This window comes from Luteibacter sp. (genome assembly GCF_009912395.1).
Taxonomy (GTDB): domain Bacteria; phylum Pseudomonadota; class Gammaproteobacteria; order Xanthomonadales; family Rhodanobacteraceae; genus Luteibacter.
The window spans coordinates 38,986-58,705 of the sequence record NZ_WNDO01000004.1; the positions used below are offsets into that span (position 1 = coordinate 38,986).

Genomic DNA, 19,720 nt, shown 5'->3' on the forward strand with positions numbered 1-19,720 from the left:
CCGAGTCTCGCGCCGTGCAAGGCTTAGCGCAATCGCGCGCCGTAGAAACCGTCGGCCCGGTCCACTTCCATGCGCCAGTCGAACAGCGCCGAAAGCTGATCGTCGGCGAGCAGGCGCTCCTTGGGGCCCTCGTCGAACAGCTGACCACCGCGCAGCATCACCACGTGGCCGATTTCCGGAACGATCTCTTCCACATGATGGGTGACCAGCACGAGGGTGGTGCCTTCCTGGGCGAGCTGGCGCAGCAGATCGAGGAAGCGTCGCCGTGTGCCCGGGTCGAGTCCCGCGCAAGGTTCGTCGAGCAATAGTGCACGCGGCTGGTGGACGAGCGCGCGCGCAATCAGTACGCGTCGTGCCTCGCCGGTGGACAGCGTGGAGATATCGCGGCGTGCGAGATGCGTGGCGCCGACCCGGGCCAAGGCATCCATGGCGCGGGCGCGCATGGCGTCGTCCACGACGTGGTCCAGGCCCAGGGTCATCGAGGCGAAGAAGCCCGACAGTACGGCGTCGAGCGAGGTCTCGTGCGTCGCCTCGAATTCGCGGCGCAGGTCGGACGACACGACACCCAGCAGTGAACGCAACTCGGCGACGCTCCAGCGTTCGCGTCCGAACACGCGCAGCACCGGCGAGCCATCCTCGTGGACGAGCGGGTAAAGGCGTCGCTCGATCAGTTTCACCAGCGTGGATTTGCCGGAACCGTTGGGTCCGAGGATGGCCGTATGCTGCCCCTGGGCGATGGTGAGCGAAAGACCGTCGAGCAGGCGGCGCTCCTCGCGGAGCACAGTTGCGCGGTCGATGGCGAGCAGGGGTGAAGTCGGGTCCGGGGCCGTCAGCATCATGGTGGAACATCCCTCCAGCGGTCCCCTCCTTGTACCATGCCGACATCATCAGGAGTCCCGCATGCATCCACGTCTGAACCATTGGCGCCTGGACGGCCGTACGGCCCTCGTCACCGGCGCGAGCAAGGGCATCGGCTTCGCCTGTGCGCGCGAACTGGCCGTGCTGGGCGCCAACGTGCTGCTCGTGGCGCGCGACGAGACGGTGCTCCAGGAAATCAGCGACGAACTTGCCGACGAATGCCCGGAAAGCGAAATCCTGTGGATGGCGGCCGACATGACCGACCACGAGGATCGCCTGGCCGTGTTCGACTGGGTCGCCGATCTTGGCAGCAGCCTGTCGGTGCTGGTCAACAACGTGGGCGGCAACGTGGTGAAGTCCGCGCTCGACTACGAGCCTGACGAGTATCGCGACATCTTCGAACTCAACGTGTTCTCCGCGTTCGAGATGTGCCGTCTCGCCTATCCGCATCTCGCGCAGCATGCGAACGCCGCCATCGTGAACATCGGCTCGGTCTCTGGCATCACCCACGTGCGTACCGGTGCGCCCTACGGCATGACCAAGGCGGCGCTGCACCAGCTCACCCGCAACCTCGCCTGCGAATGGGGCGAGGACGGCATCCGCGTTAACGGCGTGGCGCCTTGGTACATCCGCACGCAGCGCAGCGAGCCCGCGCTGGCCGACGTGGATTACCTGGAGGAAGTGCTGGCGCGCACGCCCATGGGGCGAATCGGCGAGCCGGAGGAAGTGGCCGGCACGGTGGCTTTCCTTTGCTTGCCGGCGTCCAGCTACGTCACGGGCGAGATCGTCGCCGTGGACGGCGGGTTCCTGCGTTACGGCTTTTGAGCGAACTCAGCGGCAGGAGGCAAGCTGACCGCGCAGTTCGGTGTCGCGTGCGTCCAGGGGCGCACGCTCGCTCTTGAATGCGTTGCGCAGGGCCTTCTGGTTCGCTTCCGCTTCGTCGCGCAGCACTTGGCAGGTTTCCGCCGGACCGAGTGCGCGACAGGTGTCCTGCACCCATACGTAGTTGCTGCTGGCGATGGCGGCGAGGTTGCCCTTGCCCCGGTTCAGCTCCGGGGCGGACGCCACCGCCGAATTCCGGTTGCCGTAGGTGTCCGCCAGGCTTGGTGTCACGGCCCCAAGCACGCCAAGGGGTGCGAGATAGGGCGCGGGATCGCCGTTCGCGCTGGTATAGGGCTTGCCGTCGGTCGCGCGGATACAGCCGAAGAGGCGTGGCGGGGGCGTCGGCGGCAGGGACGGTGGCGGTGCGACCGGTGTGTCTCCGAGGGTGGCCGTCGTGGCTCCAGGGACGGGAGCGGCAACGTTGGCCGGCCCGGGGTCGGCCAACCGAATCGTCTCCTGCTTCTGGTGCGCGGCGCAGGGCGACTGCTGGTAGATGGTCTGGCCGTTGGCCACGCACTTGTACGCGGTCTGCGCGCAAGCCGGGGCGGCAGCCAGCAGAAACAGGACCGCAAGATGCCGATGGTGCACGGTCAGAAGCCGGCGACGTGGTCTTCGGAGGCCAGGCCCAGCGTGATCGCGCCCTCGCCGACGTTGACCATGCCGGTGATGCCCATGGGCGATTCGAGCAACTGCACGCCGGTGTCCACACAGGTGCGTGCCAGCGCGTCGTAGCCGGGAAGATTGCGCAGGTCATCCAGGTCGCCGCCATAGCTCAGTGACAGCGAGGGCACCAGCAACCCGGCCTGCACGCGCTTGGCGGCGTAGTCGAACAGCAGCTGCGCGCCATGCTCGAAGCCGCGCACCTTGCCGACCGGGCCCGTCTCGCCGCGATGGGCGCGCAGGATCGGCTTGATGTCCAGCGCCGTGCCGAGCATGGAACTGAGGAAGCTCACGCTGCGATCGCCCTTGCTGCGGGCGCGCGAGCGCAGGTAGTTCAGGTCACGTGGCAGCATGTAGCCATAGCTGTGGTCCGCGATATGGGCGGCCCGCTCGCGCACCTCGGCCGGGGAGTGGCCGCCCGCGATCATGCGCACCGTCTCCGCCACCGCCGGGGCGGAGCCGGCGAAGATGTTGCGCGTGTCCACCACCCGCATGAGGAAGGGGCCGGTCAGCCCGGCCGCCTCGCGGATAGGGCGATAGTTCTTCAGGATGGCGAAGCTGGCCTTGATCACGTTGTCGTGGATCGGGCTGCGCGTGGCCATGATGGTCAGGCAGACGACGCAGTCGTACTCGCGGACCATCCGCTCCAGGAACAGGTTCTGCACGTCGGTGATCGAGCTGGGTTCGGTCTCGGCCGAATGGCTGCGGCTACCCAGCCGCTGGTCGCGGAAGCGCAGGATCTCGGCGGGGGCCCGATCGTCGACGAAGCGCTGCCCATCGACCCTGACGGTGATGGGCATCACCGCGATGCCATGGGCGTCAAGGAAGGCCTGTGGCAGGTCGCAGGCCGCGTCGATCGCCATTCCGATCCGCATGGGTCATCCCCCGGCGACGTCCGGACCACCCGTCGCGCTCCGTCACGCGCCGCTCGGGCGGATGCTACACTTGCACGAATCAATTGGCACCTCGCCGGCGTGGCGTCGCCGGTAACCGCGCCGTCGGCCCTGCCTGGCCCTGTTCGCCGCCGGCGCAAGCGCGAACCGGATTCCCCATGAAAACCAAGCAAGAGATCGTCTCCAACTGGCTGCCCCGCTACACGGGCACGCCCCTGGAGGGTTTCGGGCAGCACATCCTGCTGACCAACTTCGGCCATTACGTCGACCGCTTCGCTCAGGAGCACGGCGTCGAGGTGCGCGGCCGCGACCGGCCCATGCCCAATGCCACGGCCGACGGCATCACCCTTATCAACTTCGGCATGGGCAGCCCCAACGCCGCCACGGTCATGGACCTGCTCAGCGTCATCGAGCCGAAGGCCGTGCTGTTCCTCGGCAAGTGCGGCGGCCTGAAGCGGAAGAACGCCATCGGCGACCTGATCCTGCCGATTGCGGCCATCCGTGGCGAAGGCACGTCCAACGACTACCTGCTGCCCGAGGTCCCGGCGCTGCCGGCCTTCCAGCTCCAGCGCGCCGTGTCCACGATGATCCGCGACCTGGGCCACGACTACTGGACCGGCACGGTGTACACCACCAACCGTCGCGTCTGGGAGCACGACGAGGCCTTCAAGGAGTACCTGCGTCGCACGCGCAGCATGGCCATCGACATGGAGACGGCCACGATTTTCGCCGCCGGTTTCGCCAACCACATTCCCTGCGGCGCGTTGCTGCTGGTCTCCGACCAGCCGATGATCCCCGAGGGCGTGAAGACGGAATCCAGCGATGCGGCGGTCACCGCCAACTTCGTCGAGCGGCACATCAAGGTGGGCATGGAGGCCTTGAAGCTGGTCCGTCGCCACGGCCGCAGCGTGAAGCACCTGCGCTTCGCCGACGAAGGCGACGACGCCGAGGACGATCTCTCCGTCCTGTGACGGAGGGCGCGTTCTTCCACCGTCCGGACGGATTTTTTAGAATCCTTCCATACCTCCCAGCGAACCGGGCCGATAGCTTGCCCGGAACGGTTCGCATGGGAGGACGGTCATGTCACAGCGTTTCGATCTGTCGCGCCACAGGCGCGAATACCACAACGATTTCGCCACGGTCGTGGAGGGCCTCCTCGACGAGGAGCAGTGCGGCACCCTGCGGCGTCGCGTCGACTGGCTGATTGCCGAAGGGCAGGTCCGTCGGATCGACCATCGCCCGATGGGGGGCGCATGCCTGCATCACCTTTTTGAAGGTGATGACGTTCGTATCTACCTGCCCGAACTCACGGCGGTGTACAACGCGAGCCTGCCGCTCGTGTCGGCGATCACGTCACAGGATGTCGTGCTGTCGCCGCATCGGCGATCTTCCATCAACATCCGCGCCTATCCGGCGGGCGGTGGCGCGCAGGGCGGTCATTACGATGCCAACGGTATCACCGCGCTGCTGTACCTCACCACCAACAGCGAGGCACCCCTGCGGATGGATATTCCGCGCGTGCATCCAGAGCACGGCGCTTGCGTCGAACAGCGCCACTACCTGGCTCGTGCCGGCTCGTTGCTGGTGATGAAGGGACGCGATGTCATCCACGATTCCTCGCCCACGGTGACCGAGCGGAAAATCTCGGTCGTGTTCCGCTATGGCGAACGCGGCGACGCATGGCGTGGCGACGTGGCATGCACGCACGAAAGCACGCCCAGGTGATGCTGTTGTAGGAGCGCGCTTGCGCGCGATGCGACATTGTCGCGAGCAACGTGCAAAAAAAATGCCGCCCGTGGGAGCGGGCGGCGATCCGGGGAGCTCTGCAAGGTGGCGCGCCACGAGGGACGCGCACCCTGTCGTTTTTGTAATGACGCGTGCCGGTTACAGCGAGAAGTCGTACTCGGCGGAGAGCTGCACGTAACGCGGCGACTGGAAGCCGGTGGGAATCTTGTAGGTGGTTCCCGACAGCGAGTTGCCGCTGTCGTCCTCGCCGGTTTCGTTGATCGTCGTCGTGTGCTGCTTGTTGAACACGTTGAAGACGTTCGCGGAGAGGGTGAGGCCCTTGGCCCACATCGGCTTGTACGAAGCGTTGAGGTCGATGTTCCAGTAGGTCGGGGTACGACCGACCGAGCCGCGCTTCACGACCATGCCGTCGCAGTACAGGTAGGAGCCCGAGCCGTAACCGCCGTTGACGTTGCCGTCGATCGGGTTCAAGCCGTAGCAGTTCTCCGGGCGACCCGTCTGGAACACGCCGTTGGCGCCGACCATCCACTCATCGTTGATCTGCCACGCGCCGTACACCTTGAACGTGTGCTTGCGGTCGTTCGGCAGGTAGCCGTTGGTGCCGGCCATGATTTCCGGATAGTCGTACAGCTCGGTCGTGCCGGTATCGGCCTGGCCGTTGCTGGAGTCGACACCGCCTTCCGAGTTGCCGCGCAGGTGCGACCACACGTAGGACGCCTTCAGGTACCAGGTGTTGTCGAAGTTGCGCTCGGCGGTCAGTTCCAGGGCCTCGTAGGCGCGCTTGTACTTCGGCTCGCCGATATCCGCACCGGACAGGTGAACCGTGTACAGCTTGCCCGACGCGTCGAGCGGCGTATTGAGGGTGACCTGGCTGCCCGGATTGAAGATGTAGCAACCCGGAATATTGGTGGCCGGCGGCGTCAGGCTGGTGGTGTCGATGTTCATCCCGTAGTGCGCGTTGGCGTACTGCGCGATCGGGCGGAAGTCGCTGGAGTCGTCGATACCGGTGAGGACCTTCCGGTAGATGCCCTTCACGCCGAGGGTCCAGTCGGCTACCTGCTGCTGCGCACCGAGGATGAACTCACGCTGCTTGAACGGCTTGAGATCCCTGGTGGCGACGGCGCTCGGGTTCGGTACCACGCCGGCTTCGCCGTTCTGGAACGACGGCTGGTCGCGCGCCGGATTCACGGCGGCATAGCCCGCCGGCAGCGGTCCCAGGCCGATCGGTGCGCCGGTCTGCGGATTCACGCCGGTGTAGCTGAAGTACTGCGACTCGTACAGCGAGGCGGAGGCGCCGCGCAGGGCCACGTTGCCGTCCAGCGGCAGCGAGTAGTCGCCAGCGCTGCCGTAGATCTTCAGCGTGGAGTCGCCATGGACGTCCCACGAGAAGCCCAGTCGCGGCTGCCAGCTGTGCACCTGCTTCACATAGGTCTGGCCGAGGCTGTTGGTGTTCTCGAAGCCATCGTTGCGGACACCGATGCGGGCCATGAAGTTATCGGTGATGTGCCACTCGTCCTGCAGGTAGTAGGACTTCTGCGTGATACCCACCTTGGCGCCGGTGGCGAAGATCGTACGCTGGACGACGCTGTCGGCCGGATCGAGGCCCGGTGCGTGGCCGAGGATGGCCGGTGAGATCGACGTATAGGTGTAGACGGCGCCACCTTCATCGGCGGTGCCGGTGTCGGTCGTGAAGTGGTCGCGTGCCCAGCCTGCCTTCAGGTCGTGATCGCCGAGGTGATATTCGAAGTCGATGCGGCCCGCGCCGCGCTTGTCTTCACCATCAGGCGTGTTCAGCGTGCCGGCGAACGAGCAGTGCGGATAGGCGGTGGCACCGGCCTTGACGGGCAGGCGGTTGTCGGTGATGGACGGGCAGCCCGGCGAGTTGACCGCGTTGAAGATGTTGCCGTCGTACTCTTCCACCAGGCCGTTGGCCGCCGTCGCACGGTTGACGCGACGGTTGGTGCTCTTGCCGTACTGACCGGTGATCGTGAAGTCGTCGGTGATGTAGCTGGTGTACTTCAGGATGTTGGTCATGCCGCCGGTCTTGTCATAGACCTGGCCCAGGTAGTCGCCGCGATGCGGCTGGCCATTGGCGTCGGACGTGTAGCTGTAGAGGCTTTCCGTTTCGGTGGTGGTGTCGTTGAAGCCGGTGTACTCGAGGATGTTGCTGTCGTTGATGTTCCAGTCCAGCTTCACCAGGTAGCGTGGATCCTTGAACGTGGTGCGATTGTAGTTGCCCGAATCATCCGCTCGACCGTAGTGCTCGTCGGCCGTGCGGGTACCGCCGACCAGGGCGAACATGAACAGCTTGTCCTTGATCAGCGGACCGCCGAGCCAGGCGTTCCAGCGCTGGCCGAAGTCGGTGGCGCTGCCGCTGTTGTTATTGCCGACCAGGTAGTTCTGGTTGTGCCGGTCGTTGCGATACAGCTGACCGTTGTTCAGGTAGATGTTGGGCTGGTGCGCCTGCAACTGGTACGGGTTCCAGGTGTAGTCGACGCCGCCCTTCCACTCGTTGGTGCCGCGCTTGGTGTTGACCGAGATCACGCCGCCGGTCGAGTTGCCGTAGCGCGCGTCGTAGCCGCCGTCCTGGATTTCCTGCGAGTCGATGGCTTCAAACGGCACCTGCGAATAGGTCAGGCTTTGGAAGAAGTTGGTGACGTTGAAGCCGTTGACGTAATAGCTGTTCTCGGCGACGGACGCGCCGCCGAACGAGGCCAGGTTGCCGAAGGCGGCATCGCCGCGCGTCGCACCGGGAGCCAGCAGGGCCACGGCCGTCTGGTTGCGGGCCAGCGGCAGCGCCTTGATCTGCTCGGAGGTCATCACCGTGCTGGTCTGGGCCGAGGTCACGTCGATGGGCGGCAGCGCGTTGGCGGTGACCGAGACCGCACCGAGGTCCTCGGCGTTCGCGGACGTGCTGGCCGGTGCGTTGGCGACGTTCAGGTTGAAGCCCTGGCCGGCCACGACCTGGATTTCCCGGCTCTGGCTCTGGCCCTTGCTGGTAGTCGTCACCTTGTAGGTGCCGGGCGGCAGCGACGTGATGTTGAAGCGTCCGTCGGATCCCGCGGTAGCGGAACGACCGGCTCCGTTGCCGGTATTGGTCGCCGTGACGGTGGCGCCGGCATCGGCGGTGCCGTAGACGCTACCGACGGTGCTCTGTGCAAAACCCTGGGTCGAAACGAAGCCCAGGCCTATTGCGATGGCGAGTGCAAGCGAACGCCTTACGGCGTTGTGTGAACGACGCGAATTCATGATGGTCTCCCCGGCCATTGGCCAAATGGTTCAAACCGCGCCACGTCCCCTCCACCGGAACGTAACGCGGAGTGTTGTCGATGATTTGGCCGTCCCAAGCCCCCTATGGCGTCGACGAATCCCTATCGATGCGCCCGCGCGGCATTTAACGAAAGTGCAACACGTTCGCTGACGCTAACGCCCCACGGTGGGGCCACTCAATGGTGTTTTCATGAACGCATGGTCTTTCGAATATTGCATGTCATCCCATCGCAAGGGTCAGTAGGGCGGATAGGTTGGATGACGCCCGTCACATCGCCATTTCACAAGAAATTCGCGTATGAAATTAGGTATTTCGTTAGGCGGGAAATTAAAAAAATTTCATGTTCGCAAGCGGCATGTCGAGGTATTCACGAGGCATTTAGCCAAGAAAAAAAGGCCGCTCCTTCTGGAGCGGCCAATATCCGGGGAAACGTGCAGCTGTTGTTGTTATGCGTCAGAGGGTGAAGTCGTAACGCGCACCGAGGCGGACGTAGCGCGGATCCTGGAACGAACGGGCGCGCTTGTACTGCGGGTTGGCCACGCCGCCGGCGGTTTCGCCGTACTCGTAGTACTGCGTGACCCGCTGCTTGCCGAGGATATTGAAGATATCGGCCGTAAACGCCAGCTTGTGGTCGGCAAACGCCGGCTTCCAGGCCACGCTCAGGTCGACGTTGTACGTCCACGGCGTGCGGCCGAACGTACCGCGCTTGGCCGGCTCTCCGTTACACCAGAAGTAGTTGTTGTGGTAGTTGAACGGATCGCCACCGGCCGAGGTCGGACGCAAGCCGAGGCAGCTGACCGGATAGCCCGAAGCGATGCGGGTCACCGTCGAGAACTGCCACTCGTCGGTCGGTGCATAGGTACCGAAGATACGCAGCTGGTGCTTCTGGTCATTCGGCAGGTTGCCGTTCGTGTTCTCCATGATCTCCGGGAAGTCCCAGCTCTCGGTGGTGGACACGTCAGCCTGCACGATGTTCGAATCCAGCTGGCCTTCCGAGTTGCCGTAGCTGCGCGAGTACGTGTAATCGACCTTGCCGTACCACTTGTCGCTGAACTGGTGCTCCAGGTACAGATCGAGCATGTAGTACGAACGCTTGGCCTTCGGTTCGCCGATCTGGGCGGCCGTAAGCGGGATGCTCAGGTACTGGCCGGGCGCCGGCGACAGGGTGAAGGTATTCGCGCGACCCGGGTTGAACAGGTAGCAACCGGTGCTTCGACCGATACCGGCGTTGACCTCGTCGAGCAAGCCGTTCTGCGCACCCCAGGCCTGGAACGGACGGGGGTCGCAGGTATCGTCGATGAGGCTGCGGAGCCGGCGGTACATGGCCTTGGCGCCCACCGTCCAGGTATCGGCCAGCTGCTTGTCGAAGCCGAGGATGTACTCGTCCTGGTAGTACGAGTGCAGGTGCTGCGCACCCACGGTCTTCGCATCCGGCGGCACGCCGTTGGCACCATTGTTGAAGTAGGTGGCGGAGTAGTTGCCGGTGAGGAGGCCCGTGGGAACACCGGTGACGGGATCGATGCCGGTGAAGCCGAAGTACTGCGACGGGAAGGTCGACGGACCGGCGCCGCGGATGGCGACGGACGTCGGTAGGCCGAGGTGGTAACGGCCCGCGTTGGCGTAGACCTTCAACGAGCTGTCGCCGTAGACGTCCCAGGACACGCCCAGGCGCGGGTCGAGCTGGTGACGCGAACTGGCGTACGGCTGACCGGCACCGTTGTAGTTGGTGAACTGCTCGTTGCGCAGGCCGATGTAGGCATGCCAGCGATCGGTCACCTGCCAGTTGTCTTCCACGAATTGCGAACGCTGGTTCGTGCGCGCCGAGGTGCCAGTGGAAAGCGCTGCCGATTCGACGTAGTAGCCGTTCGGGAAGTTGGCCGGGTTATAGGTCGCCGGATCGAGACCGAGGCTGGTCAGGCGATCCTTGATGGCCTGGCCGTTGCCGAGATCGTTGTACGTATAGGCAGTGCCACCGGCCGGGATGGCACCCGACGTGGCGCGGAGGACGTAGTTGTCCACGCCCGCACGCAGGTCATGGTCACCGATGCGGTATTCGACGTTGATACTCCAGCCGCGGCTGCTGTCCTTGGCACCGGGCAGCAGGGTCGTCGGCGAGATGTTGCAGCCGGTTTGCGGGTTGGCCGCGAAGGCCACGCGGCTATCCGTGATCTGCGGGCAGGCAAGTCCCGTCGCGGAATTGATGGTCTGTTGGTGATTGGAGCGAGAGCGGCCATACATCGCGTTGACGGTCAGGTCGTCGGTGATGTAGCCCGTGTAGTGGCCGATGTAGGTCGTGCCACCTGGGGTCGCGTTGGTCTGCGTGCCGTTGTAGTTCTTCGTGTATTGCTTGCCGAGATAGGAGCCACGTCCCGTCTGGTAGCTGTAGTTGTAGAGCTGGTTGTCGGTGGTCTCGGTGTCGCCGATGCCGGTGAACTCGACGATGTGGTTGTCGGTGATGTTCCAGTCGATCTTGCCCAACCAGCGCTTGGTCTTGGCGGTGTCCTTCTCGTCATCGCTGACGGACGACGGGCCGGTGTAGTTGCCGGTCTGCTTGATCCAGTCGGCGGCGGCGAAGATGAACAGCTTGTCCTTGATCAGCGCTCCGCCCAGCGAGCCGGAGTACTGCAGGTTGTCCTGGTCGCGCAGCGTGTACGGATTGCCGCGCTGGAACTTGGTGCCATTGCGCAGGTAGATGTTGCGCGGCTGTTCCTGTAGGGCGCTCGGCGACCACAGAACCTGGACGTCGCCCTTCCATTCGTTCGAACCGCGCTTGGAGACGACGTTGATGACACCGCCGGTGGATCGGCCGTATTCCGCACCGTAGCCGCCGATCAGCACCTGCTCCTGGTCGATGGCGTCATACGGCAACTGGCGGGAGCTGACGCCGGTGAGCGGGTTGGTGACCTGGAAACCGTTGATGTAGTAGGCGTTCTCTGAGGCCGACGAACCACCGAACGACAGGGCATTGCCGTAGCCGCGGACCGCGGGCGTGGTGCCCGGGGCGAGCAGGGCGATGGAGCTGATCGAGGTGCGGGCGATGGGCAGCTTGGCGAGCTGATCGGCGCTGAGCACGGTGCGCGAGTCGACCGAGCTGACGTCGATGCTCGGCAGCGCATTAGCGCTGACCTGCACGGCATTCAGGTCGGTGGCTTCCTTCGAGGTCGCCGGGGCGTTGAACGAGACATTGGTACCCAGGGAAATCTGGGTCAGGACATTCTTGCGCGAATCAGCGGGCGCGCCGTTGTGAAGCAGGGTGACGTCGTAGTTGCCGATGGGCAGCGAGTTGGCACGGTAGCTGCCATCCTGCCCGATCGTGATGTCGCGCTTGAGGCCGGTGGCCGTGTTCTCGATGTGGACCACATCGCCCGGATTGGCCGTGCCGTAGATGTAACCGCTGTTGTTGTTCTGGGCGAGAGCACTACCCGCGCCACTGAGGGCGACGGCGGCGGCGACCGCCAACGCGAGTTTTCGGCGCGGATGCGCGATGGATCGTGATGCGTACTGCATTTACCTACCCTCCTGAGGGAACGCGTGACAAACATCGGGGTGAGGTGACCCCCATCCGCGCGGCACGCGGACGCTCCGCCCATCAGGACGGTCGGATCACCGAAACGGGATTACGCTGCGGGCGACGGTCTGCCTCTTGTCGGGCGTGCCGCCTCGCGTCGTCAGGTCGGGCGTCGTCGCGCGCCTGTCGCAGGGGGTATTAGCGATTGTGTGTGTGACATGTCGATCCTCCCCAAATCATGCAAACACCACTCCGTGGCGATTAAGCCGAAGCCCGGTTCACTTCCCCTGGAACGGGTTTTTTCGGCAGCGCCTATTCGGCGCGTGAAAATAACGTAAGCCCGCGTCAGTCCTAGGAACAATAGGAATTAGTCCTAAGTAAAAAATTACGAATTATTTATGACATATTACGATTATTAGCCGTGCCAGTAATCGGCACGGAAATCGGCAATGCCTGGATTTTCGAGGCGTGTGTCACGCTTTCCCGGGCTTGCCTGCCGGAGACCTGCTTCGGTAGCGTCTGGCGATGAGCCTCGTCATCACCATTCTCGTCCTCCTGCTCGTGGTCGCCATTTCGGGCGCCGTGACCCGCCTGTTGCCAGTGAAACTACCGACGCCACTGGTCCAGATCGGACTCGGCGCGCTGCTCGCCCGGCCCTTCGGCATGTCCGTTCAGTTCGACCCGGACCTCTTCCTGATGCTGTTCATTCCCCCGTTGCTGTTCGCCGACGGGTGGCGCATTCCCAAACGCGAGTTGTTCCTGCTGCGCGGCCCCATCCTGGCGCTCTCGGTCGGCCTGGTCTTTTTCACCATCGTCGGCGTCGGCTACTTCGTGCACTGGATGATCCCGACCGTGCCGCTCGCGGTCGCCTTCGCGCTCGCCGCCGTGCTCTCGCCGACGGATGCCGTCGCGGTGTCGTCGATCACGGGCGGGACGAAGATGCCCTCGCGCCTGATGCATGTCCTCTCGGGGGAAGCCCTGTTCAACGACGCGTCGGGACTGGTGGCGTTGCAGTTCGCCGTCGTTGCGGAAATGACCGGGCACTTCTCCTTGAAGAGCGCGACCGTGGACTTCGCCCTGATGGCCGGGGGCGGTATCGCCGCGGGCTGGCTGGTGGGGCAGGCCTTCGGCATCTTCCGGCGCCGCCTTGTCCGCTGGAGCGGCGAGATGGACCCGCCGAGCCAGGTGGTGCTCCTGCTGCTGTTGCCGTTCGCCGCGTACCTGCTTGCGGAGCATTTCGACGTGTCGGGCATTCTCGCCGCGGTGACGGCGGGCATCACCCTGAACTACACGGATATCCGCAAGGGCACCTATTACGCCACGCGCATGCAAACCGGCGCGGTATGGAGCATGGTCGAGTTCACGTTCAATGGCCTGATCTTCATCCTGCTCGGGCTGCAATTGCCCGGCATCGTCGATGGCGCCAAGCTCGATCTGGCCCAGGCCGGTGGCGGCCATCTTTGGTATCTTGCCGGATACGTGGTCGCGATTACCCTCGCGCTCGTGATCCTTCGCTTCATCTGGGTCTGGGTGTCGATACGCTTTGCGCTGCTCCGCTCGCTGCGTCGCGGCGAGCAACGGCCCAAGGCCGGCACACGCCTGATCTGGACGACATCGCTGGCCGGCGTGCGTGGCGCGATCACCATGGCAGGCGTGTTGTCGCTGCCGATGATGAAGGGGCACCTGCCATTCCCCACGCGCGACCTGATGATCTTCCTGGCCACGGGCGTCATCCTCTCCACGCTGTGCTTCGGCGCTGTCGGTTTGCCGTTGCTGGTGAAGGGCCTGAAACTGCCCGGCGAGGATCCCCGCGTGCGCGAGGAGCGCAAGGCGCGTGCACTGGTGGCGGAGGCGGCGCTGCGTGCGATCGGGGACGAACAGAAGCGCGTGGAAGGCGAGGGCGACGAGAACGCGATCGCGCTGGCGTCGCACGTAGCGGCGCGTGTCATGTCCGACTACCAGCAGCGCCTCGAAGCGGCCGGCGAAGAGGGCGACGTGCCGCAGAAGGCGAGGGCGGAGGCGGGCACCGAGCGGGTGATGCGCCTGGCCGCCCTTCGCGCGGAACGGCAGGAACTCTACGCGCTGCGACGCAAGCACGATATCAACGACGAGACCTTGCGCACGCTCTTGCGCGAGGTGGATCTCGCCGAGGCCGCCCTGTCGGGGATGCACGCGGCGTAAGCCGCGTGCGCACGATCACAGGCCGAAGAACGCCTCGGAAACACGTGCCGTCGACGCCGTGAGTTCAGCGATGGATTCCCCGCGATCGCGCGCCACCTCGTCGCGGATGTGCGCGAGGTACATCGGCTCGTTGCGCCGATCCTTCGGCATCGGGCGAAGCGTGCGTGGCAGCAGGTAGGGTGCGTCGGTCTCGATCATCAGCCGGTTGGCGGGAATGAGCTTCACCAGTTCGCGCAGGTGGGCGCCGCGCCGCTCGTCGCAGATCCAGCCGGTGATGCCGATGTGGCAATCCAGATCGAGGTAGTCGCGCAGCGCTTCTTCGGTGTCGGTGAAGCAATGGACCACGGCGGCAGGAACGCGATCACGGTATTTGCGCAGGATCGCGATGAAGTCGTGGTGGGCATCGCGCTGGTGCAGGAACAGCGGCTTGCCCACCTCCACGGCGATGGCCAGCTGCCGCTCGAAGACCTCGCGCTGGACGTCGCGGGGCGAATAGTTGCGGTTGTAGTCCAGGCCGGTCTCACCCACCGCCCGCACCTCGGGTTCCTGGGCCAGATGCCGGAGCAGGTCGTGGGTGTGGTCGTCGTACTCGATGGCGTGATGGGGGTGTACGCCTGCGGTGGCGTAGAGGCGCCCGCCATGTGCGCGGGCCAGCGCGAGCGCATGCTCGCTACCTTCGCGGGAGGCCCCGGTGACAACCATGCGGCCGACGCCGTGGGCGCTCGCGCGAGCCAACACGTCATCAAGATCCGGTCGAAATGAATCGTGGGTGAGGTTGGCGCCGATGTCGATCAAGTCCATGATTTTTTTCGCTTTGGTACGGTAGTTCGAAGTGGGGGAAATGCGCGTTATCGCCGCACAAGACTATGAATTGAAACACATATGGATGTCCGGATCGGCTCTTTGCGCGTTCTTGCGCCTGGCTCGGGGCGTCAAGAAAAAAAGTGTCGTCAAAAGATTGACGTTCGCATTTTCCTGCTGCTAGGTTCCCCTGACCGGCGGCAAAAACCGCCGGTTCCAGCGGGGTGCGAAAGATCTCAATTCTGACGCAGGGGGAAGTCCTCGCGAGGGGTAGCAAGGGGAGGTGGCCCGCAATCGGCCGCCCACGAGCAGTACCACGGGCAAGGGGTAGTGCAGATGGTAAATCGCATCGCTGCGAGGGCGCTCGTCGCCTCGCTCATGCTGGGCATGGCGCCTGGCGTTTTCGCCCAGGGGGCCGATCAGCCCCGGGCCACGTTCGATGTCGCCGGCCTGCGTGCGCCAGGAGGCTACGATCGCTTCCTCGTCACGTACCGTGACGGCACCCGCGAACGACTCGACACATCCGCGGCGACGCAGGCGGTGTCGGCCGCGTTGTCGCGTACGTCGGCGCTCTCCGCTCAGCTTCGTGCGGGCACGTCAAACGGGGCCGTGTTGCAGGCGCGCTATGGTCGCAAGCTCGCCACCGGTGCCGACCTGATCCGCACATCGCGCAAGCTTTCCGCCGCCGATGCCGAGGCTCTCGTCAGGCAGATCGCGGCCGATCCGAACGTCCGTCACGTCGAAGCGGACGTGATCATGCAGAAGATCGATGACGTTCGTGCGACAGCCGACGTGGTGCCCGTCGTCGTCAACGACCCGTACTACCAGCGCTACCAGTGGCACCTGCGCCCACCGTCCGGCGTGGCCGAGAAGATCGGCAGCGACACGGCGAGTTACGCGAACAAGGGTGGCAGCAACGTCGCCAACGCGTGGAACCTGGCCGACGGCACGGGCATCGTGGTGGCCGTGCTCGATACGGGCATCACCCAGCATCCGGATATCGACCTCTCGCTGGCTGACGCAGGCTACGACTTCGTCACCGACGCCTTCATGTCGGGTCGCGCCACCGATGGCCGCGTCCCCGGGGGGTGGGACACCGGCGACTGGACGACCGAGGACAAGTACCTCGCCGTCAACGGCGGCTGCATCGACCCGTCCAAGGGCGACGAGCAGGAAGACTCCAGCTGGCATGGTACGCATGTCTCCGGAACCATCGCGGAGCTGACCAACAACAATCTCGGCATGGCCGGCATCGCCTACAAGGCGAAGGTGCTTCCGGTGCGTGTGCTGGGTCACTGTGGCGGTTACACCTCCGACATCGCGGACGCGATCGTCTGGGCCTCGGGCGGCCATGTGGCCGGCGTTCCCGACAACGCCAACCCCGCACAGGTCATCAACCTGAGCCTGGGTGGCGGTGGCTCCTGCGCCAGCGACGCGGTCACTTCCGATGCCATCGCCTCGGCGATGTCGCGCGGTACCACGGTGGTGGTCGCCGCCGGCAACGAGAACGACGACGCGTCGAAGTACTCGCCGGCCAGTTGCCCCGGTGCCGTCACCGTGGGTTCGAACGGCATCGTCGGCAAGCGTGCCTACTATTCCAACTACGGTTCCACGGTGGCGATCTCCGCGCCGGGCGGTGGCATCTACGCCAACGACGGCACCACCGGTGCGCCGGTAAATGCGGGTTTCGTATGGTCGGCGATCAACGCTGGCACGCATGAGCCGACGACCGCCAGCTACGGTGGCATGGCGGGCACGTCGCAGGCCACGCCGCACGTCGCGGGCACCGTCGCGCTGATTCTCTCGGCGACGAAGGCCGCCCATCTCGCCACGCCGACACCGGCGCAGATCCGCGACCTGCTCACGTCCACCGCGCTCGCCTTCCCGGCGACGCCGGACAAGCCGATCGGCGCGGGCATCGTCGATGCGTATGCCGCGGTCAACAAGGCGCTGGGCAATACGCCCGAGCCGCCCAAGGCGACCGAACTCAAGAACGGTGTCGCGCTGGCAGGGCAGTCCGCGCCCTCCGGTGGCTCGCTCGCCTATCGCATCGTCGTTCCAGCCGGTGCTCGTTCGCTGGCGTTGCGTACCTTCGGTGGCAGCGGTGACGTCACGATCTACGTGAAGAACGGCGGTGCCGCCAGCGCATCCGCCTACGACTACCGATCCGCGAAGCCGGATACCAACAGCGAGACGGTTACTGTCGCCAGGCCCGATGCGGGTACCTGGTACGTCACCGTGGATGCTGGCGGCAAGCCGTTCACCAACGTGACCGTGCAGGCGAGCTTCACCGCGCCTTGAGCGACACCGTCGTGCGCCCGCGTGGCGCACGACGAAGGGACCGGCGCAGGGGGCGCCGTGTCCGCGACGTCTTGCACCGGCGAGGGGGCCTTCGCCGGTGGGCGTGCAGGGAGGGGTCCCGGCGCCGTATTAGGGAGGTAACAGTAATGACTTCACGAGCAATGGCACAGGCCTTCGGCCTCGTGCTGACGGGCATCTTCACCTTCGCGGGAGCGGCCCAGGCCGCCGACCAGACCGCGATCGCCGCGCCGCAGACCGTGATGGTCCAGGGCGTGCAGGTCGCCATCGACCCGGCTACTGGCCGTTTGCGTGAACCCACCGCCGCCGAGCGCGCCGCGCTCGCCAAGGCGTTCCAGGTGCAGCAGGACAAGGTGTCGGCGCTTTCCGCGCAGCCGCGTACGGCGGCCGAAGCCCGCTCCACGTTCCGCACCGTGAATCTCGCCAACGGCGTGCGGGCGCAGGCCGTGCGCGTACCGCAGGAACTGATGAGCAGCGTCGTCGCCGAGCGCAACGCCGATGGCACCGTCAGCATTCATCACGACGACCACGGCGTACACGCCGCGCCGAAGGCTCCGGAGGTGACCCGATGATCCGCCGCGGCCTCCTTTATTCCGCTCTCCTCACCGCCGGCCTGTTCGGCGCCATGGCCGCCAGCGCGGCGGAGATCAAGATCGTCAACCAGGATGCCGGCACCGGCAAGGGCCTGGACGATCCCACACCTGCCACCCCGGTCGGTGGCAATCCCGGCACCACCGCCGGCCAGCAGGCGCTGAACGTCTACCTGTTCGCCGCCGACATCTGGGGTGCGGTGCTGCAGAGCGATGTCACCATCACCAACAACGCCACCTTCCAGAAGCTGTCCTGCGACGCCACCTCCGGCGTGCTCGGCTCTTCGGGTACCACCTACATCTTCTACTTCGACGACACCAGCACGCTGCCGGCGGGTGCCGTGCGCAACACCTGGTACCACTCCGCCCTGTTCGACGCGCTGTCCAAGCAGGACGGCGCCCCGGGCGAAGCGGACATCCAGAGCCAGTTCAACGGCGCCCTGGGCACTACCGGATGCCTGGAAGGTTCGAAGTGGTACTTCGGTCTCGACGGCAACACCCCGACGGGCTCGATCAACTTCCTCAACGTCGTGCTGCACGAAATGGCGCATGGCCTCGGCTTCTCGGGCTTCAACAGCCTGACCACCGGTTCGCCCTACAAGGGCAACGACGGTGTCGCGCGTCCGGACATCTATTCGTCGTTCGTGTACGACAACTCGCTGAACAAGAAGTGGTACGACCTCACCGACGCGCAGCGTGTCACCTCGGCGCTCAACGACGGCCACCTGGTGTTCACCGGTGCCACCGTGAAGGCGGAGGCTCCGCTGGCGCTCACCGTGCCGAACGTCTTCCGTGTATCCGCCCCGGCGGGCGCGGCAGGTGACTACGGTTACGCGCAGGCCACGTTCGGCCCGGTCGCCACCGCGTCCAACTTCAGCGGCGCCGTGGTCCGCGCGGTTCCGAACGACGGTTGCACGGCCATCACCAATGGCGCCGACCTCGTCGGCAAGATTGCGCTGATCGACCGTGGCACCTGCGACTTCACCGTGAAGTCGCTGGGTGCGCAGGCCGCCGGTGCCAAGGCCGTGCTCATCGCCAACAACCAGGCCGGCGCGATCACGCCGGGAGGCACGCCCGCCCAGCCGGTGACGATCCCGGTGATCGCGGTGAGCCAGGTCGACGGCAATACGATCAAGGCCAATCTGGCGGGTCTGACCGGTGCGGTGGGTACCGGTACCGGCCTCGCCGGTGCGGATGCACAGGGCAATGTCCAGTTGTATGCACCGACGACGCTCGCCCAGGGTTCGTCGTTCTCGCACTACGACACCCGCCTGACGCCGAACGCCATCATGGAATACGCGATCAACCAGGATCTGCGTGGCGAGATCGACGTCGACCTGACGCCGGCCTTGTTCAAGGACATCGGCTGGGGCCTCAACGTCGGTACGCAGAAGCTGCTGACCTGCGATACCGGCATCCCGACCCTCGTGCCGGGCGGCGTGATCATCGGTGCCAACGTGATCTCGAACGCGAAGATCCTCGCTAGCTCGTCCGCCAACGTGGGTGCCTATCGCAGCGCGATCACCTCCTATGCCGCCAAGCTCGCCTCCGACGGTCTCATCACCGCTGGCCAGGCGACCAGTCTCAACGCGTGCCTGTCCGATGCGGAAACGCAGAAGCAGTTCACGCAGTGGGGCAAGCCGACCGCGCCTCCGGGCACCGCCCTGACCAACAACAAGGCGCTGACCGGTCAGCAGGGTGCGGCAGGGGCGACCAAGGCGTACACGCTCGACGTGCCGGCCAACGCGAAGACGCTCACGCTGCGCACGTTCGGTGGCTCCGGCGACGTGTCCATCTCGGTCACCGATCCGGCGGGCAAGACCACCGCGCAGCCGAATCGTCCGGGCAACAGCGAGCCGTTCACGGCCAACACCCCGGCGAAGGGCGTGTGGACGCTCACCGTGAAGGGAGAGCAGGCGTATTCGGGCGTCAGCGTCCTGGGCGCCTACACGAACTGATGCGGTCGTAGGCAAGAGGCCCCGCTCCGTCGGGGCCTCTTCCTTCGCTTTAT

13 protein-coding genes are annotated in these 19,720 nt (G+C 65.2%); 7 read left to right on the forward strand and 6 right to left on the reverse strand.

From position 1 onward, the window contains the following. Nucleotides 1–23: 23 nt before the first annotated feature. Nucleotides 24–839 (reverse strand): ATP-binding cassette domain-containing protein, encoded by an 816-nt coding sequence (locus GAK28_RS05700; protein ID WP_291776081.1) that lies wholly within the window; start codon nucleotides 837–839, stop codon nucleotides 24–26. 61 nt (nucleotides 840–900) lie between these two features. Here GAK28_RS05700 and GAK28_RS05705 point away from each other — a divergent pair, with 61 nt between their 5' ends. After that, nucleotides 901–1,683 (forward strand): SDR family oxidoreductase, encoded by a 783-nt coding sequence (locus GAK28_RS05705; protein ID WP_291776082.1) that lies wholly within the window; start codon nucleotides 901–903, stop codon nucleotides 1,681–1,683. A gap of 6 nt (nucleotides 1,684–1,689) precedes the next feature. Here GAK28_RS05705 and GAK28_RS05710 read toward each other — a convergent pair whose 3' ends face one another. Then, the gene (locus GAK28_RS05710) at nucleotides 1,690–2,328 is read right to left on the reverse strand and encodes a DUF4124 domain-containing protein (protein WP_291776083.1); all 639 of its coding nucleotides are present in this window, start codon (nucleotides 2,326–2,328) and stop codon (nucleotides 1,690–1,692) included. A 2-nt stretch (nucleotides 2,329–2,330) separates the two neighbouring features. Next, nucleotides 2,331–3,275, reverse strand: coding sequence for a DegV family protein (locus tag GAK28_RS05715; protein WP_291776084.1), 945 nt, complete (start codon nucleotides 3,273–3,275; stop codon nucleotides 2,331–2,333). Between the two features lie 176 nt (nucleotides 3,276–3,451). Here GAK28_RS05715 and GAK28_RS05720 point away from each other — a divergent pair, with 176 nt between their 5' ends. Both GAK28_RS05720 and GAK28_RS05725 read left to right on the forward strand, forming a co-directional pair. After that, a complete protein-coding gene (locus tag GAK28_RS05720) occupies nucleotides 3,452–4,264 on the forward strand; it encodes an AMP nucleosidase (RefSeq protein WP_291776085.1) in 813 nt (270 codons plus the stop codon). A 109-nt stretch (nucleotides 4,265–4,373) separates the two neighbouring features. After that, on the forward strand, nucleotides 4,374–5,018 hold the full coding sequence (locus GAK28_RS05725; RefSeq protein ID WP_291776086.1) for a hypothetical protein: 645 nt from the start codon (nucleotides 4,374–4,376) through the stop codon (nucleotides 5,016–5,018). 159 nt (nucleotides 5,019–5,177) lie between these two features. Here the strand turns inward: GAK28_RS05725 and GAK28_RS05730 are convergent, their stop codons facing one another. Then, the gene (locus GAK28_RS05730) at nucleotides 5,178–8,288 is read right to left on the reverse strand and encodes a TonB-dependent receptor (protein WP_291776087.1); all 3,111 of its coding nucleotides are present in this window, start codon (nucleotides 8,286–8,288) and stop codon (nucleotides 5,178–5,180) included. Between the two features lie 475 nt (nucleotides 8,289–8,763). After that, nucleotides 8,764–11,817 carry a TonB-dependent receptor gene (locus GAK28_RS05735; protein ID WP_291776088.1) on the reverse strand — a complete coding sequence of 1,018 codons (3,054 nt, stop codon included), beginning with the start codon at nucleotides 11,815–11,817 and terminating at the stop codon, nucleotides 8,764–8,766. 526 nt (nucleotides 11,818–12,343) lie between these two features. On the opposite strand from GAK28_RS05735, the gene GAK28_RS05740 reads away from it, so the two are divergent. Continuing rightward, entirely contained in the window at nucleotides 12,344–13,999 is a 1,656-nt protein-coding gene (locus GAK28_RS05740) for a Na+/H+ antiporter (protein ID WP_291776089.1), read from the forward strand. Between the two features lie 15 nt (nucleotides 14,000–14,014). Here GAK28_RS05740 and GAK28_RS05745 read toward each other — a convergent pair whose 3' ends face one another. After that, nucleotides 14,015–14,800, reverse strand: a complete 786-nt coding sequence (locus tag GAK28_RS05745; RefSeq protein ID WP_291776090.1) for a TatD family hydrolase — start codon at nucleotides 14,798–14,800, stop codon at nucleotides 14,015–14,017. 336 nt (nucleotides 14,801–15,136) lie between these two features. Between GAK28_RS05745 and GAK28_RS05750 the strand changes: the two genes are divergently transcribed. The 3 genes from GAK28_RS05750 (at nucleotide 15,137) to GAK28_RS05760 (ending at nucleotide 19,667) form a co-directional block, all read left to right on the forward strand. Beyond that, entirely contained in the window at nucleotides 15,137–17,101 is a 1,965-nt protein-coding gene (locus tag GAK28_RS05750) for a S8 family peptidase (protein WP_291776092.1), read from the forward strand. A gap of 146 nt (nucleotides 17,102–17,247) precedes the next feature. Continuing rightward, on the forward strand, nucleotides 17,248–17,691 hold the full coding sequence (locus tag GAK28_RS05755; RefSeq protein ID WP_291776094.1) for a hypothetical protein: 444 nt from the start codon (nucleotides 17,248–17,250) through the stop codon (nucleotides 17,689–17,691). Then, the gene (locus GAK28_RS05760) at nucleotides 17,688–19,667 is read left to right on the forward strand and encodes a PA domain-containing protein (RefSeq protein WP_291776095.1); all 1,980 of its coding nucleotides are present in this window, start codon (nucleotides 17,688–17,690) and stop codon (nucleotides 19,665–19,667) included. The genes GAK28_RS05755 and GAK28_RS05760 overlap by 4 nt, the downstream gene beginning before the upstream one ends. The last annotated feature ends 53 nt before the right edge of the window (nucleotides 19,668–19,720 follow it).

Bases quoted from the DNA above. Each gene is read 5' to 3' on its own strand.
- GAK28_RS05725 (WP_291776086.1), top strand. From the start codon at position 4,374: ATGTCACAGCGTTTCGATCTGTCGCGCCACAGGCGCGAATACCACAAC.
- GAK28_RS05760 (WP_291776095.1), top strand. From the start codon at position 17,688: ATGATCCGCCGCGGCCTCCTTTATTCCGCTCTCCTCACCGCCGGCCTG.
- GAK28_RS05750 (WP_291776092.1), top strand. From the start codon at position 15,137: ATGGTAAATCGCATCGCTGCGAGGGCGCTCGTCGCCTCGCTCATGCTG.
- GAK28_RS05745 (WP_291776090.1), bottom strand. From the start codon at position 14,800: ATGGACTTGATCGACATCGGCGCCAACCTCACCCACGATTCATTTCGA.
- GAK28_RS05755 (WP_291776094.1), top strand. From the start codon at position 17,248: ATGACTTCACGAGCAATGGCACAGGCCTTCGGCCTCGTGCTGACGGGC.
- GAK28_RS05735 (WP_291776088.1), bottom strand. From the start codon at position 11,817: ATGCAGTACGCATCACGATCCATCGCGCATCCGCGCCGAAAACTCGCG.
- GAK28_RS05720 (WP_291776085.1), top strand. From the start codon at position 3,452: ATGAAAACCAAGCAAGAGATCGTCTCCAACTGGCTGCCCCGCTACACG.
- GAK28_RS05740 (WP_291776089.1), top strand. From the start codon at position 12,344: ATGAGCCTCGTCATCACCATTCTCGTCCTCCTGCTCGTGGTCGCCATT.
- GAK28_RS05715 (WP_291776084.1), bottom strand. From the start codon at position 3,275: ATGCGGATCGGAATGGCGATCGACGCGGCCTGCGACCTGCCACAGGCC.
- GAK28_RS05700 (WP_291776081.1), bottom strand. From the start codon at position 839: ATGATGCTGACGGCCCCGGACCCGACTTCACCCCTGCTCGCCATCGAC.
- GAK28_RS05705 (WP_291776082.1), top strand. From the start codon at position 901: ATGCATCCACGTCTGAACCATTGGCGCCTGGACGGCCGTACGGCCCTC.
- GAK28_RS05730 (WP_291776087.1), bottom strand. From the start codon at position 8,288: ATGAATTCGCGTCGTTCACACAACGCCGTAAGGCGTTCGCTTGCACTC.